This window comes from Flavobacterium sp. TMP13 (genome assembly GCF_050847115.1).
Taxonomy (GTDB): domain Bacteria; phylum Bacteroidota; class Bacteroidia; order Flavobacteriales; family Flavobacteriaceae; genus Flavobacterium.
Map to the genome: position 1 here is coordinate 2,418,102 of NZ_CP193656.1, position 16,758 is coordinate 2,434,859.

General features: G+C 33.9%; 10 protein-coding genes. 5 read left to right on the forward strand and 5 right to left on the reverse strand.

The window, feature by feature from the left end; genetic code table 11:
• Positions 1–73: 73 nt before the first annotated feature.
• Positions 74–613 (forward strand): lipocalin family protein, encoded by a 540-nt coding sequence (locus ACRASX_RS10465; protein WP_432221178.1) that lies wholly within the window; start codon positions 74–76, stop codon positions 611–613.
• Positions 614–710: 97 nt separating this feature from the next.
• Here ACRASX_RS10465 and ACRASX_RS10470 read toward each other — a convergent pair whose 3' ends face one another.
• Both ACRASX_RS10470 and ACRASX_RS10475 read right to left on the reverse strand, forming a co-directional pair.
• Complete coding sequence (locus ACRASX_RS10470) at positions 711–1,124, reverse strand: response regulator (protein WP_432221179.1); 414 nt, start codon at positions 1,122–1,124, stop codon at positions 711–713.
• Positions 1,125–1,136: 12 nt separating this feature from the next.
• On the reverse strand, positions 1,137–2,666 hold the full coding sequence (locus ACRASX_RS10475) for a PAS domain-containing sensor histidine kinase (protein WP_231739591.1): 1,530 nt from the start codon (positions 2,664–2,666) through the stop codon (positions 1,137–1,139).
• Positions 2,667–3,011: 345 nt separating this feature from the next.
• Between ACRASX_RS10475 and typA the strand changes: the two genes are divergently transcribed.
• Positions 3,012–4,808: a translational GTPase TypA gene (gene typA, locus ACRASX_RS10480; RefSeq protein ID WP_066308577.1), complete on the forward strand. Its 1,797-nt coding sequence runs from the start codon at positions 3,012–3,014 to the stop codon at positions 4,806–4,808.
• 74 nt (positions 4,809–4,882) lie between these two features.
• Here typA and ACRASX_RS10485 read toward each other — a convergent pair whose 3' ends face one another.
• Positions 4,883–7,213, reverse strand: a complete 2,331-nt coding sequence (locus tag ACRASX_RS10485; RefSeq protein ID WP_432221180.1) for a choice-of-anchor L domain-containing protein — start codon at positions 7,211–7,213, stop codon at positions 4,883–4,885.
• A gap of 143 nt (positions 7,214–7,356) precedes the next feature.
• On the opposite strand from ACRASX_RS10485, the gene ACRASX_RS10490 reads away from it, so the two are divergent.
• The gene (locus ACRASX_RS10490; protein ID WP_432221181.1) at positions 7,357–8,409 is read left to right on the forward strand and encodes a hypothetical protein; all 1,053 of its coding nucleotides are present in this window, start codon (positions 7,357–7,359) and stop codon (positions 8,407–8,409) included.
• Positions 8,410–8,440: 31 nt separating this feature from the next.
• A complete protein-coding gene (locus ACRASX_RS10495; protein WP_432221182.1) occupies positions 8,441–9,301 on the forward strand; it encodes an SdiA-regulated domain-containing protein in 861 nt (286 codons plus the stop codon).
• Here ACRASX_RS10495 and ACRASX_RS10500 read toward each other — a convergent pair.
• Positions 9,298–13,026, reverse strand: a complete 3,729-nt coding sequence (locus ACRASX_RS10500; RefSeq protein WP_432221183.1) for a metallophosphoesterase — start codon at positions 13,024–13,026, stop codon at positions 9,298–9,300. The genes ACRASX_RS10495 and ACRASX_RS10500 overlap by 4 nt on opposite strands.
• Positions 13,027–13,049: 23 nt before the next feature.
• On the opposite strand from ACRASX_RS10500, the gene ACRASX_RS10505 reads away from it, so the two are divergent.
• On the forward strand, positions 13,050–14,240 hold the full coding sequence (locus ACRASX_RS10505; protein WP_432221184.1) for a Pycsar system effector family protein: 1,191 nt from the start codon (positions 13,050–13,052) through the stop codon (positions 14,238–14,240).
• On the opposite strand, the gene ACRASX_RS10510 is transcribed toward ACRASX_RS10505, so the two are convergent.
• Complete coding sequence (locus ACRASX_RS10510) at positions 14,237–16,603, reverse strand: GAF domain-containing protein (RefSeq protein ID WP_432221185.1); 2,367 nt, start codon at positions 16,601–16,603, stop codon at positions 14,237–14,239. The genes ACRASX_RS10505 and ACRASX_RS10510 overlap by 4 nt on opposite strands.
• Between the last annotated feature and the right edge of the window lie 155 nt (positions 16,604–16,758).

Sequence of the window (16,758 nt, forward strand, 5' to 3'; positions counted from 1 at the left end):
TGATACTGAATTCTATAAAATAGATCGGTTACTATATTTGTATTTTTACCTGCAACTATAAATTATAGAAAGCATGAAAAAAAGATATTTAGGTAGCGCGCTTTTACTTGCAGGAGTTGGCTTGTTACTAACCTCTTGTTCCAGCACCACAATTCCAGAAAAAGCAACTGCAGTTCATAATTTTGATAAAAATAAATATTTGGGAAAATGGTACGAAATTGCAAGACTCGATTTTAAATTCGAAAAAGGCTTGGATAATACTACCGCCGAATATTCTTTGAAGGATGACGGAATGATCAAAGTGGATAATAAGGGCTATAATGTAAAAAAAGACAAATGGTCGGAGAGTATTGGTAAAGCCAAATTTGTTGGTGATGATAAAGTTGCTATGCTTAAAGTTTCTTTTTTCGGACCTTTTTATGCAGGCTATAATGTAATCGCTATTGATGCTGATTACAAATACGCCTTAGTGGCAGGAGAGAGTTTAAAATATTTATGGATTCTTTCTAGAGAGACAACTATTCCAGAGAACATTAAAGTGAGTTACCTTAAAAAAGCAGAAGAAATCGGATTTATAACGTCTGATTTAATTTGGGTCAAACACGACAAATAGATTTGTAAGTGTATAATGAAAAGCTTAAAAACAAACCTCATAGAAGTATACTACTATGAGGTTTGTCTTTTTTAATATACTTTATTAAAAATTGCGACTACTTGTTTTTTAGAATTTTTTCAGAAAGATAATTAAGGATGTCTATTGTTATTGGTTTGGATAAAAAATCAATAATTATTGGATATTCTTTTGATTTTTCTACATCTTGCGGATCGATCGTAGACGAAAGAACAACAACCGGAATCGTGTTGAACTGATTGTAGTCACTTTCTATAAAATGATCTAAAAATTCCCAACCGCCCATCACTGGCATATTTAAATCCAGAAAAATTAGCTGAGGTTTCTTTCTATTGGCAGCAGTTCCATACTTAATACCATTAAAATATTGAAGTGCTTCTTCGCCATTTTGAGCAGTTACAATCTCTTTTGAAAAATCAAAGCGAGTAATTACTTTTTTGCACAATAACAATGCAATCGGGTCGTCGTCTATGCATAATATAGTGTCGTACATAAATTATATAAATTAAAAAAGTATTGTAAATTCAGTCCCTTTGTTCACTTCACTTTTTATGGAAATCGTTCCTCCCATAGTATCTACTTGCGATTTGACCAAATATAAACCAAGACCTTTGCTGTCAGGATAATTATGAAAACGCTGGTAAAGACCAAAAACTTTGTCTTTATTTCGTTCGAGATCAATTCCAATTCCATTGTCTTTGAAGGTTAATTTTGTACGACCTTCAGAAAATTCAGCAGTAATAGTAATTTTTAATTTTCGGCTATGCTCTTTATATTTTATTGCATTTAAAAGTAAGTTAAGAAGAATACTTTCAAGATACGCTTTATTGGTATGTAAAGTAAACTCAGGATCAAATTTTAATTTCAATATCGGATTGTTAGACTCAATTTGAAAGTTCAATTGAGAAAAAACTTTCTCAAAAACTTCACTTAAAACGAGACGTTCTTTTTGAATGGAGGGATTGTCTTTGATTACGATAACTTTTACCAAGTCATTGATCGTTTCATTGAGTAACTGAGTTGATTTGTTAAAGCCATTCAACAATTCCTCTAGTTCTTCATCTTCAATCTTGATATCGTCGATAAGTCGAAGCAAACCAGTTAAGTTAGAAAGTGGTGCCCGTAGATTATGAGAAGTAATATACGAAAACTGTTTGAGGTCTTTGTTATTTTGCGTTAGTTCCCGAATTAAATGCTCTTTTTCTTTGCCTGATTTTTTTTCTTCTGTAATGTCTCGCTGTATTGAAACCCAGTGTGACAGTACATTTTCGCTATTATATATAGGTATCATAGAAAGTCGTACCCAATATTCTTCTCTATTTTTTTTGTAGCTAATTGTTTCAATAAAAGATTCTTCCTTATTTTTTATAGCATTTACTAATTTTTTTAGTTCACTAATATCCGATTTTGGCCCTTTAAAAATAATAGGTGATTTACCAATTAGATCTTCAGATGTATAACCCGACATCATCGTAAAAGCAGGATTGGCGTATACAATTACCGGGAAAGCATGGTCTTCAGAACTGGCACGCGTAATAATTACAGAATCTCTGGATTCAGTGATTACCGTTTCTAATAATCGCAAACGCTGTTCTTCTTCTTTTTGCTTGCTAATGTCTTGAATGGCGCCAATCATTCTAGCAGCTTTTCCGCCAGTATCTGTAAGTAAAAAACCGCGATCTAAAACATATTTGTACGTTCCATCGGCACACTTAAAACGATACTGATCTTGCCATTTTTCGGTTTTTTGCTCTAAAAAAGAGTACAGCTTAACAGACATTTTAATGCTGTCTTCGGGATGAATGTTATTGAACCACCATTCAGAGGTTGTGCCAGCTTCACCCGGTCGGTAACCAAATATATTTTCGATGCCTTGATTCCAACTAATACAATTTTCTTGAATCTTCCAATCCCAAATAGTGTCACTAGTTGCTTTAGAAACAATGTCGTATTTTTCGTTCGATTCGTTTATCTCTTCATTTATTTTTTTTAACTCATCAAAATTATCTTGGTTGCGTTCTTCATTTTTTGCCAAAATATATTTGAATAAAAAAGCAATGCTAATAATGAAAAAAAGATCTTTAACAAAGCTGTAATAATGGTACTGATTATCGTTGAAAGTATAGAGTAGTAGTTTATGACATAAGATTGCCAAGAACAGTGAAATAACAAGGTAGATTAATATGATTTGGTTGGTTTTGTTTTTCATTACTCAAATATAATAATTTAGTTATGACAATTACAACTTAAAATAGGGCAAATGATGTACCTAGTTCATACACTGATTTTTACGATAGTAGATTCATTGAAATTTTAACTGTTTCTGAATCGTTAATTATAAAAAAAAAAATTGTAGCTTTGCGCCCATTAAAAACAACAGATGGAATCTATAAGAAATATTGCAATTATTGCTCACGTCGATCACGGTAAAACAACGGTGGTTGATAAAATTATGTATCACTGCCAATTATTTCGTGACAACGAAAATTCAGGTGATTTAATACTAGATAACAACGACTTAGAGCGTGAAAGAGGTATTACCATTACTTCTAAAAATGTTTCTGTACAGTACAAAGGAACAAAAATTAATATTATTGACACTCCTGGTCACGCCGATTTTGGTGGAGAGGTAGAGCGTGTTTTGAACATGGCTGACGGAGTTTGTCTACTTGTAGATGCTTTTGAAGGACCAATGCCACAAACTCGTTTTGTATTGCAAAAAGCATTAGATCTTGGTTTGAAACCATGCGTTGTTATCAACAAAGTTGATAAAGAAAACTGTACTCCTGAAGAAGTTCATGAGAAAGTTTTTGACTTAATGTTTGAATTAGGTGCTACTGAAGAGCAGTTGGATTTTCCTACGGTTTACGGTTCAGCTAAAAATAACTGGATGTCTGATGACTGGAAAGTTCAAACTGAAAACATCGAGCCATTATTAGATATGGTTCTTGCTAACGTTCCAGCTCCTAAAGTATCAGAAGGAACACCACAAATGTTAATCACATCTTTAGATTTCTCTGCTTTTACAGGTCGTATCGCTATTGGTCGTTTAGAAAGAGGAGTTTTAAAAGAAGGAATGCCAATCTCATTAGTAAAAAGAGATGGTACGGTAATAAAATCTAGAATTAAAGAATTACATACTTTTGAAGGTCTTGGACGTAAAAAAGTACAAGAAGTAATTGCTGGAGATATTTGTGCAATCGTTGGTGTTGAAGGTTTTGAAATTGGTGATACTATCGCTGATTATGAAAATCCTGAAGGATTAGCATCTATTGCTATTGACGAACCAACTATGAGTATGTTGTTTACAATTAATGATTCTCCTTTCTTTGGAAAAGAGGGTAAATTTGTAACTTCTCGTCATATTAGAGAGCGTTTGACAAAAGAATTAGAGAAAAACTTAGCAATGAAGTTAGGTGAAACTGATTCTGCTGATAAGTTTATGGTTTTTGGTCGTGGTGTATTGCACTTATCTGTTCTTATTGAAACAATGAGAAGAGAAGGGTATGAAATGCAAATCGGTCAACCACAAGTTATTATCAAAGAAATTGATGGTAAAAAATGTGAGCCAATTGAAGAGTTAACAATCGATTTACCAGAAGCACTTTCAGGAAGAGCGGTAGAGTTTGTTACGATGCGTAAAGGTGAAATGTTGAGTATGGAAACTAAAGGAGAGCGTATGATTGTAAAATTCAATATTCCATCTCGTGGAATTATCGGATTGCGTAATCAATTGCTTACTGCTACTGCTGGTGAGGCTATTATGGCACACCGTTTCATAGGATATGAGCCTTACAAAGGAGAAATTTCTGGACGTAACAAAGGTTCTTTAATCTCTATGGAAAAAGGAAAAGCAATTCCTTATTCTATCGATAAATTACAAGATCGTGGTAAGTTTTTTGTTGAACCAAATGCTGAAATTTACGAAGGACAGGTAATTGGAGAAAACTCTCGTGCTGATGATATGTGTGTAAACGTAACGAAAGAGAAAAAACAATCTAACGTACGTTCTTCTGGAAATGATGAAAAAGCAAGAATTATTCCACCAATTATTTTCTCTTTAGAGGAAGCTTTGGAGTACATTCAAAAAGATGAATATGTTGAGGTTACTCCAAAATCTATTCGTTTGAGAAAAATCTATTTAACTGAAACAGATAGAAAAAGATTTAAAATATAAGTTTTAAACTTAAGTATATAAAAAGGCCATTCATTTATGAATGGCCTTTTTTTGTATCTGTCATTTATGCAATATCATCGCTTCAAGCTAAAATGTCCTTTGATCATTCTTCCATCGTTCAATTGTAAAGTAAACCAATAATCATCTGCGGGTAATTGTTTTCCAGCAAAAAGGCCATTCCAACCCAAATTATTTTTAGGCATTTGCTTCAATAATTTGCCATAGCGATCAAAAACTGATAAATGGTAATCGGGTAAGTAATCATCATTTTCAATTCGCCAAACGTCATTATATCCATCTCCATTGGGAGTGAAAAATCGCGGGTAATCTAATACGTAAAAAGTATTGCTTACACTTGTTCCACATCCGTTTTTATCTCGAACGTAAGCAATGTATTTGTTGGGCGTTAGATTAGTAAACGTAGCTTCGTCTTGGTATAAATCACCGTCCAAAGAAAAGTCATAAGAACCGCTACCAGAATATTCAACTGTAACATTGTTAGAACTACCTGCAAAATCTTTAATGGTAATATTCGTTAGCGTAGCAACTTGACTAGGTTGTACAATAAATGTTTTGCTTTTACTACAGCCATTTAAATTTGTGACCGTTACCGAGTACGTTCCAGGTGCTGTTACGGCATTTTTTGCTTGCGTTGCTCCTGTGTTCCATAAATAGGAAGCGAATCCGTCAGCGACGCTTAAATCAATGCTACTTCCGCTGCATATGTATTGTGTTTCTTGTTCGAAATTTACTGGATCAAAGGTATTGACAAGTAATTGGATGGGAGTAATATCGTAGCAATCACTACCATTTATAATTCGAGCAAAAATACTCTGCTTATTTTCGACAGTATTTATGAAATTATTTGGCAGTGCATTTCGTTCAATAATGGCATCATTTTCAGTTAAATAGTAACCAACTTCTAAATTGCTAGGTAAGCCAGACAGCAATTGTGGAGAAACTTGAGCATTCAAATCAAAACTAGAAAAGCCATCCTGCACTGCATCGCTGTCACAGATTTGTACAACTGCTTGTGCAGAAATTAAAGTATTTGAAATCAATAGCTGTAATTGACGAACAGCATAACAGGCAAATTTATTTTCGGTTCTAAAGTACAAAAGCGGAGCGGGTGCCTTATTGATGTAACTATTTGGGTTACTAATAGCATTTGTTTTTGCTTCTGCATCAGCTAAATTTTCGTAATAACTTACTGTTGCGATAGAAGTGTCGTTCTGTTGGAGTTCATTTTCAATTTTTGTTAAATTAAAAATGGAAATACCATCACCGTTGTCGTCACATTGTACTAAGTTTTGATCGTTAACCGTGAGAGGAATTGAAAACTCTACTTTTATTTCATCGGATGCTTCACAACTAGAAGACCCAAGCACGGTACTTACTTTATAGTTCCCAGAACTGCTAACTTCGTAAAAATATTGATTGGCACCAGGAATAACAATACCGTCTTTAGACCATTTAAATGTACTGGTTGGAGACAATTTGGTATCTAAAACTACTTTTTCGCCAAAGCAAACAGGATTATTGTTTGCTAACGAATAATCTTGTCCTAAATCGATCGATACTTTAAAACTTCCAGCTTCTACAAATACGGCAGAGTCAAAAAACTGTTCGCGATCGTCGGCAATTACAAGTTTTATATGGTAGGTTTTTCCAGCAATTACATTGGTGCTCGCATTTAAAACAACCGTTTGTCCCGCATAATTGATGGGATTATTTTGAGAATTAAAACCTGAAAAATAATTTTCATTTAAGGCAGGACATCCGGGAAAAACACCTTGCGTGGTCGAAACAGGTTTAATTAGCGGACGCACATTTTGAGAGGAAACTATGGTGTTCGAATTGGGTAAAACAGCTAAGTTTTTATAAGGATCGGTACTGCCAACTTCTTTAATTAAAAAAGCAAAGCCATCCGAAAAAGAGCAGGGAAAATACGATTGGTATTCATTAGAAGCAAATAAATAGTTGAAACTAACCGTGTTGGTTAATGCAATAAAATCAAATTCCAAAACTGTCGCATTTATAGAACTAATTCCTAGCGCCACATCAAGATCGGCATCGCCTTTCCACTTTTTGTCGCCTTCACCGCGATTGTTCGGAGTATACGGTCCAGAAGAATTTACAGCCCGAGCAGTACTTAAAACTACGCCTTCTTTAAAAGGGAAAGTAGTTCCGTTAGCATTAAAATAAGCAAAACTTTTGCTGATTCCCGAAAGAGTATCACCCACAGCAGTCGATCCAGAAATGCTAACGCATGGGCTATTTACTAATACATCTGTCACTAATTTTGAAGCCGTAAGTTGGTCATCAATTGTGATGTATTGTGACTGAACTTCAGGAATACTTAAAAATAAAAATACGATAATGAAGATGCTTTGATAGTGTCTCATAACTAACAAATATAATATAAAAGTTCGTTTTGTAAGAATTTGTGATGTTAAAGACTTTTTCCTTTTCCAAATGCGGTATAAACAATGAAACTACAGAAAGAGCATTTATATTTAATGTAAATTTGTAGTAAATATTTTAAGTAATGAGTGAGAATTTAATGTTTTATAAAAAACCGTCGTATCCAATAATTGGTCCGCTAGTCGAATACTTAGAACGCTACGAGAGAATGTCAAAAGTCCCTGTTTTTTATGATGATTTATTGCGTTTTGCAGGAGCCATCAATGTATATGATAAAAATGACAAAGACACACTTTGGATTCGGGTTTATTATAGTGAATTTGATCGCAATGAGATTGATTTGAATCTTAAAAAGATATATTCATTATTACACTCTGATGGAAATAGTGAGATTTTGCAGTACTTGAATGTAGATGCAATTGATTATTGTACGTTCGGTAACTCCAAACCGTTCCGCATTAAAGTCCGCAATATTTTAAACGACAACTATGTTCATTTTTATATAAAGAAAGCCGATGCTTCTCGAATTTACGGATTGGAGTTCGAGGAAATTTTATCGCCAGACAAAATTAACTTTTTGGTCTACAAAGATACGTTGATCGAAGAGCACATAATCGGTATTCCGGGTGATGTTTTCATGGAAACCTTGTTGCCAAAATGTACGGAAATGGAGAAGTCACAAATTGCCAAAGAATTTGTGAAGTTCAACGAGCGTTGCATGATTCGTTTGCTCGGCGACATGCGTGCTTACAACTACGTAATTGTTCCTATTCACGATTTTGACCAAGTAGTATACAAAATTCGTCCAATTGACTTCGATCAGCAATGTTACGAAGGAAATTTTAAAGTTTACCGTCCTCAATTTTTTAAGGAGAACGGACCGATGATTAAGTTGATTAAAGAAAAGTTAGAAGAGCGTTCTATTTTTCAATATAAGGATGAAGAGCGTGCGATACTGGCCAAACGAATCCATTCTGCCGAAAGCCGAATTCGCAAATTATTGCACATTATGCGTCATGATACGGTATCTTCGGACGAAAATTTGGGTCAGTTAAAAATGGAGTTGTACCGTTACACCAACGATATGAATTTTAAAAATGCACAGTCGATGGGGCATGTTATGGGAGCAGCATTTGCTTTTATCGCAAGAAACTTTAAAAACACCAATGTACTTTAATATTGAGTCCTTTAAAAAACAAGAACGACCTATGAAAAATACTTTATACTTTATTTTAGCTTTAATTTTATTGTCTTGTCACCAAGGGTCAACACAATTAAAGACTGTTTTTACTTTTCCTAAAAAGTTAAAAGAAGTTTCTGGAATTACGTATGATAAAGCAACAAATACCATTTGGGCTTTGGAAGACAAAGGAAATGCAAATGTTATTTATGCGCTCAATGCAGAAGGAAAATTACTTAAAAAAATAACCTTAGATAATGCAGTAAATACGGATTGGGAAGACATAACCAAAGGTAAAGATGGCGCAATATATATTGGTGATTTTGGTAATAATAACAATATACGAACAGATTTATCCATTTACAGAGTAGACCAAAAAGAACTAAAAAAAAGCAAGGCACGTGCAACCTACCAGATACAATTTTCGTATCCGGAGCAAACGGAATTCCCTCCTAAAAAATCCAAAATGATGTTTGATGTAGAAGGTTTTTTTGAATTTAAAAATCACTTTTATTTATTTACTAAGAACAGAAGCAAAAATTTCGACGGGACCTCATTAATTTATAAGATTGCCAACAAAGCAGGCCAGCAGAAAGCCGTTTTAGTCGGTACTTTTAAAACCTGTTCGAACTACAATCATTGTGCGGTAACAAGCGCAGCTATTAGTCCGGATGAAAAGAAAATAGCACTTTTAACTCATGATAAAATTATCTTATTTGAGAATTTTAAAGGAGATGCTTTTACGCAAGGAAAAAGAAGAGATATCGACCTGAATCATTTTTCTCAGAAAGAGGCCTTGGTTTTTAAAGACAATCAAACGGTATTAATCGCAGACGAAAAGGCCGATAAAATAGGAGGAAAGGTCTACGAGCTGTCGCTAAAAAATTAAAAGTTAAAACCAACCCCAAAAGAGAAACGTCCTTTTTCATGTGGTGCTTTAAAATAAGTAGCTCTGGCGCTTAAAAAGTGCACAGCATTAATCCATAATCCACCACCATAATCACTGTGCCATTGGTCTGATTGTAAGCCATCTAGCCAAACTCTTCCGTAATCAAAACCAGCTAGAACGCCATAAGTAAGCGGAACAATTCTCTTTTGAATTTTACCTATATTCCATCGCACGTCGGTGCTTTGTGAATAGTAACTATTTCCTAAGAAACGATCATCTCTAAAACCTCTCAAATCGAAGTCACCTCCTAAAAGTGCACCTTGATAAAATTCGAAGTTATTATTAAATATTTTTTTTGCTTTAAAGTTTGTAGCAAAAACAAATTTACCGTTCGAATCGATTTTGTGACTAAAGCTTAGATTTCCGTCCAATGCAGGAAAATTTCTTTTAATGTCTTCTAAATTGCTCGTCCATGTGGCAGCAATCGAAAAATTAATTCCCATAGTTGGCATTGTTAAAACGTCCGCATTTATAAAACTATACTTGATTTTTGCACCGCCAAAAACTTGATTCAAGAATACATTCGGATTAATAATTCCGGGAATGTTAATGTATCTATTTGTGGTAGATTCTACTTCATACAACTCAAACTGGGGTTGAAAACTAAGTTCACTTCCAAAGCGTCCACTCTTTTTCAAAGCGGGAGCAAATTTGATTTTCTGAATTCGAACACGATTGTAATTCATACCAAATTCTTCATCGTTATTTTTAGTTTCATTACCATAGCCAAAAAAGTTCATAGTAAAATTGGGTGTGGTAAATTCCGCATCAATATCTAATCCCCATTTGCCAATAACTTCAGGAAAATAACTATTATACATCAATTCAATCCCTTGTGTTCCAAAATAATAATTTCCTTTTAAAACGTGTTTTTGAGTAAAAGGACTTTGTTTAAACTGATTTACGGTATAGTTAACAGTAAAACCAAGCTTAAAATTGTCATCAGGGTTATAGCCAATTGTCGGCATGCCAGAAAACACGTTGTATTTTGGTTTTTGGTAATCGTACAAATTTAAAGCGTAATCATCTGTTAGTTTTTTTGTTGTTTTTGAATCAATATTCAAAGTGTTTTTCTTTGATTTATAATCATAAATCTTAACTTTTTTACCGTTGGATACGGTATAAACATCATTGTTTTGACCACCAATTAATCTGATTTTAATCGAAGATTTTTCGGTGCCATTAACTTCATAAACGTCGTCATCATCTAAACCGTAAATCCATAAATTTTTAGTGAGCGGACTTTTGTATTCTTTGGAATATTGAAATTCGTCGCCATCTTTTTTGATGCGATACACACTAACTTCAATTGTGTTTTTTGCTTTATGATGTACAACAAACTTATCTTTTTTATTTGTCCCAACTATCAAAACAGTATGCTGCAGCACTGCGTAATACTGAGCGGCATATTTTTCTAAATCGTCTCTGCGAGTTTTTAAATTTTGCTTGATTTGGACCAAGGTTTTACCTTGTACTTCTTTTGGTAAATTTGCAAAAGCTTCTTCTATATCGTTGTCATTGAGATTTTCTTTGATCTGCGAAGCTTGCGAAATCCAATCTTGCTGAGAAGCGGTTTTTAAAAAAGCCAAGTCTAAAGGATAAGGTTCTCGATTAAACCATTTTATATTATCAATTTCCTTATCAAAACTGCGCATGTGTCTGAGCGCAGGAATGTTCATAATTACCAAAAAAGCAGCGCCATCAAACTTAGGAAAAGCTTGGTCTCGATCTCTCGGAATTGGTTTGTAAATCACTTTGCCACCAATTTGGTAAGCCGCCCATCGCCATTGATCATCGTGTCTGTCCCAATCGCCAATCAACATATCAAACAATCTGGCCTTAATATATTCTGTCTGATCAACTGAATATTTTTCGTCCTTCTGCAGGTTTTTCATCATATCAGTCGTACTAATAATATCTACTGCATTGTTTTCTCCAAAAGACTCTACTTCTTTTTGATTATCTGCAACGCGCTCTTCGACCAAGTACAATTCATCACCAAAATTGGAATTAAATGTACCCAGTTGGTTTTGTTTCGGAATGTAATATAAAAAAGGATTGGTATGTGCGACTCCAATTTTATCAGCCATACTACCAATTGCGAAAGGGGCATAAGGATAAGCAGTGGTGTAAAAATCAAATAAAAATTCTTCAGAATAGGTGTCCGTAAAATCATCGACAATATATTGATCCTTAAAAGCTACAGATTGCAGAAATTGTGTAGCGCTTTTTTTCATGGCACGCATTACATATTCGCGTCCTTGTTGATCTACAATACGAAGTGATTTGGATTGATGGCCGCCACCTTCCCGAGTTGGTGTAACTCCACCAAATAAGGTGTCTAAGATGACTGTTTTCGTTTCAATTGGCAAACTGTACGTTGCTCGATAGTGCTTTCCGAATAGAAAGCTATAAATCGCTCCTTTTTCAGTTGATTTTTTAGAATAAATTGAAGCTACTGTCGTTGTGGGAAAAGACAAAGCATACTTCTGTACTGCAATCGTATCTTTTTCTTTAATTATTTTTTGGGCAAATAATAATTTTTCCGAATTATTTTCATTTCCGTAAAAAGCAATTTTAGCAGAACCATTTTTATAAACTTGTAACGTAGCATACCCATTTCCTCCGTACGAGAAATCATTTTTACCAACTGCTTTTGCCGCTTCAGATTTACTTCCTGCACCACTAATTACTTGTGTAATATTTTCTTTTTGAATGAATTGTAAATTATGATCGTGACCCGAAACTACTACGATATTTTTTTGACCTTGAATAAGTGTTTTAATGCGATTGGCAAGTTTTGCATATTCTTTATTCTGAAGATCTTGCGGACTAGCGCCTGAAGTTTGTCTCAGAAAGTTAATAATTGAACCAATGAACGGTAGTGGAATTTTACTTTCTAACGGAAACAATTGCTTTTGAACCGAAAATTGTCCACCGTGGGTTCCATTCGTTAGTAGAGGATGATGCATTGCAATTACCAGAGTTTTGGACTGATTTTTATTGAGCAAACTTTCTAATTCACTAAAAAAATCGTCTCTCGTTTTTATTTCACAATTGTCATTTATGGTCGGATGTTTATCCCAATTTTGTAAAAACCATTCACTGTCAATCGTGAGTAAAGTAAGATCATTGTTTATCTTCAACTGTTCGATGGCACAACCTTTACGAGGTAAAAAAGATTTTTTATCGTTTAAATAAGTAGTTACAAAATCAGCCTGAAGTTCTAGACCTTTTATGCCACTGTACCAATCATGATTGCCAGGAATAAAAATGGTATTTCCTTTAAAACCGTTGGTAAGCGCTAATTGGTTGTTTAATTTTAATTTGGAAAGTGAATCGCTTTCTGAAGAAAATCCAACAGGATAAATATTATCTCCCAAAAAAAGTAACGAAGCATTTTTACTTGAATTGCGTAGTTTTTGGTGCAACAGTTCTAGTGTTTCTTTGGCCTCATCTTGATCTGCATTTCCTGCATCGCCCACCAAATAAAAAGTATGTGCGATACTTGAAGTATCAACTTGATTTATAGCATTTGCTTCTTTTGCACTTTTACCAAATTGTGGATGATGTGTAGCACAAGAAGTTACTAGAAATGGAAGTAGAATTAAAAAGGAATTGATTTTAATTATAGTTTCAAAATGTGTTTTCGAAAACAATTTCATAATTTAGTAGAATAAAATAATTTATGAGTCTAGTACAAGAATCCCGAAATTTTGTTAGTAGTTTACTCAAAGATAAACTTTCTAACTCATATTCTTACCATAATTTTAACCATACAGAGGCAGTTGTTGCTGCTGTCACAGCGCTTTGTGAAAACGAAAACAGTAGCGAAATTGAGAAAGAATTGCTTCTAGTTGCTGCTTGGTTTCACGATACCGGATATGTGAAAAATTTCGAAGACCATGAGCAAGAAAGTGTTGCAATTGCTACTGAATTTTTGCAACAACACAATCAAAGTGAATTTTATATTGCACAAGTTTCTAGTTTAATATTAGCAACAGATAAGTTTTATCAGCCTAAAAATCATTTGGAGCAGATTATAAAAGACGCTGACTATATTCATTTAATTACAGACGAATATTTTTCAAGCTGTGAAAAACTACGAAGTGAATGGGAGCAAACCGAAAATAAAACATTTACTAATGTTGACTGGAATAAAGAGAACATCGATTTTTTAAGTAATAAGCACCAGTTTTATTCAGACTATGCAAAACGTGTTTGGCAACCGCTGAAAGAAAAGAATATTCAAAAATTAAAGGAAAAATTAAGGCAACTAGCACTCGTAATGGATTTGGATACCACCGAAGATATAGTCAAGAAAAAAAAGAAAAAAAGTGAGCGACCAGAAAGAGGAGTTGATACTGTTTTTCGTGTAACCCTTGGAAATCACACGCGCTTGAGTGGCATTGCAGACAGCAAGGCGAATATTTTATTATCAGTAAATGCAATTATTATCTCAATTGCTTTATCAACCTTAATACCAAAATTAGACAGTGCGAGAAATGCACACTTGGTAATTCCGACTTTTATAATGCTAATGTCTAGTGTTGTTACTATAATTTTCGCCATACTTTCTACTCGACCAAAAGTGACGAAAGGTGTTTTTAGCCGAGCTGATATTGAAGATAAAAAGGTCAATTTACTTTTCTTTGGTAATTTTTATAAAATGCCAATAGAAGAGTACGAATGGGCGATGAACGAAATGCTTAAAGACAGGGATTATTTGTACTCTACCATGATTAAAGACTTGTATTATTTAGGACTCGTTCTCGAAAAGAAATACCGTTTGTTGCGCATTGCTTATAATCTTTTTATGATCGGAATCATCATTTCGGTTATTGCCTTTGTTGTCGCTTTTAGAGTGATGAGCGTCTAGTTTAATTCATTGAGTAAATCTTGATAACTTACTTTTTGAAGTGGTGTTTTTTGGTTATTTTTTACCTTTACACGAATTCCTTTTAAACCAGAAACACCTTGTAAGTCTTCAATTTCGAATTTTTCAATTGCACTTTCTAGTATATTCTTGAATTGTAAATATTTGATGTATTTTAAATATTCAACTTCTTCTTGCGTGTGTGAATACACAATTGTTATTTTTTCTTTTTCGGTAATGCGGTCTAAAGTTCCTTTTATATTGGCCTTGTCAATTCTTTTTTTTACGACTTCGTAACGCGCATTGTATGTTCCATCAACATCAAAACGTTTTTCGTCCATTCGAAAACGAATCGAAATAGGCGAACTGAAAACCAAAATCAAAGAGGTTACATCTAATTCGTACGGAAGAGACGATTTTAAATAATGGTGTTCCAATTCCATTTCACATAAAGTCTGCAGTTGCCACAATCTTAAGTTGTGCAAGTACATAATATCAAAAGGTTTTTTGGGTGCAATACTGGCTCCGATATATAAATTATGTTCCACGCCATCAGTCTTAAAACGCTCGTAATAATGAGGATAAAGTTGCTGCGCTTCCATTTGCTTTTGATCTAAAATATTAGCTAGCTTTTTATTGATAATTGACATGGCGTTGTCAAATTTTTTGCGTTCGTGGTAAAACATCCCCGATTTTTCGTCTAACTTTTCAAAATACAGTTCCTCAAGTTTTTGTGTTGCTATACTGCTCTTAGGATTGCGCAATAACGGATGAATTTCAGTTTCAATATACCGTTGAATTTGTTGTTCGGTATCTGCTCTCAAAGGTTGTTTGAGCTCCTCAAGTTGCGATTGTAGTTCGAATTTACGTTGCTCTAACAGCATCAAATTACTGCTTTGGTTCTCGGTGTTAACGATTTGTAACAGTATTGAGAGTTGTTTTATTAAATCTTCTTTTACGGTTTCGTTTCTGAAATTTGACGAGCTTTTAACATCAATTTGCCCAAAAAGAGGATACACTTCTTTAAAAACAATTTCTTTAAAAATATAATCTTTGGTGCGATTTATAGTTTCAAAATACTTTTCAGATTCCAGTTTAAATTTCCAGTAGACGCTTGGGTGAATGGTCGTGTATTCTCTTTGAATTATCGCTTCAATTTGATGCTCTTTGTCATTATTGTAGCGCTCAATAGTATCTATTAAATACGGTAGTACTAGATCTAGTTTTGTAGCGTTAATTGAATTTAGTTCTCTCGCTTTTCCTGAAACTAACTCAACAATTCCTAGTAATTTGCCTTCCTTTACAATAGGAGCAAAAACGCAACTTTTAATGTTTTGTGCTAATAAATGCGCCGCTAATTTCTCGAAACCTGCTGTCCTTGCCATAGTTTCGACGTTGGAGATTGTAAAAGCTTCTTTGTTTTCAAGTAAATTTTTAAAGGAACAAGCGAAAAATGCACTTTTGCAATCGAGTTCTTGATTGTCAAGAATTAGAAAACTTTTCATTTCGGAGTTGTACTGACTTGGTCGAATAAATTTTTCTTTGTCGGCTCTGTAAATTGCAAAACCAATGCGCAAATCTTTAATTTTAAAAATGGATCTAAAGATGTTCTCAACTACTCCGCCTTTAGCAATATCCTTGGTGTTGTCTTTTAGTAAATTTGTTTTAAGAGTTGAAATCGCGTTTTCTGTCGTTGCATCAAATAAGCTTACAATTCCGAAACCTTTAAGAATCCAACTTCCTTTAGGAAATTTCTCTTTCCATAAATCAATGTTTTTGTAATTATCAATAAGTAGATCAATATCTTCTTGCGTTAACGCAATAGCATTTTCGGTGGGAATTATTTCTAGAAAATCAGCGTTGTATAAAATACGATAATGATGCAGCACGCCATCTCGATCTGGAATATCAGAAAAGAATGGACGAATGAAATCGACATTTTGCTTGTAGTAGCTCTTTAAAATTAGGCAACAATTGTTAATGTAAAATTGATGATCGTCAAAATCTCTAATGACCATTTCAAAAGCAGATCCGGCGTCGGCAATTATCTTCTTAAATCTCTCGGTATAATTGAAAGTGAAATTTTGATACGGAATAGTAACTGCCTTAATTTCATTGTTAGTTAATGCAGTTGGAAATAAATCGGCCAATAAATGGTCAATTAAAACTTCATTTTTTTTAATGTCGTCGTAGTTCTGCATTCCAGTTTGTAATTCTGGAGCGGTAGCAATTTCTTTTAAAAGAGACTTCGCATAAGTGGCACGGTAGGCAACATCAGAGACAGCAATATTTTCTAAAGTTTCAATTGCTTTTTGAAAAGAAATTATGGTTTGAAAAGGACTTTCATTAAAAAAACTATAATTCATAACATGAAGTATTAGAATACAAAACTACTCAATAAGTGTCTAATTTGTATGCTGTTTTAAGTAAAAGTCTCGCTTTATACTAGCATTTTTGAAGTTCTGCACGTAGTAAAAATAAAAAATCCTCAACAAGATGTTGAGGATTTTTAGCGTAAAAG